At 55.9% G+C, this 288-nt stretch carries 1 protein-coding gene; it reads right to left on the bottom strand.

Annotation, left to right across the window (positions count from 1 at the left end; genetic code table 11):
- A partial coding sequence (locus tag ACG04Q_RS25625) for a flagellar protein FliT (protein WP_394514712.1) occupies window positions 1-260 on the bottom strand: 260 nt, incomplete at its 3' end.
- Window positions 261-288: the final 28 nt, after the last annotated feature.

Below are 288 nucleotides of genomic sequence, written 5' to 3'. Positions count from 1 at the left end.
AAATCCTCCAACCACGGTTCGGCCAAGTGACGAATTTCTGCATCGTTGACCAAGATGCGCTGCATGATGCGGCTCTTGAGTTTGCTTTCGTCAGGCGCCAGCTGTTGCTGTTGGGCCACGTGCTTGAGCTGGGAGATCAAAAGCACGCAAGCCCCTTCGAGTTTGACGACTTCATCCCAGTTCCCGTTTCTTGCAGCGGCGAGCATGTCGGCGCTGGCTTGCTCAATGGCTTCGTAGTAACTCAACAGTTGCGTATTCATGGTGGCGTCCAGGTCTGGTGCGGTGGGC

Source organism: Pelomonas lactea, from assembly GCF_043555885.1.
GTDB classification, from domain to species: domain Bacteria; phylum Pseudomonadota; class Gammaproteobacteria; order Burkholderiales; family Burkholderiaceae_C; genus Pelomonas; species Pelomonas lactea.
The sequence above is the reverse complement of the archived record's forward strand: the minus strand, read 5'-3'. Positions and strand labels throughout refer to the sequence as shown.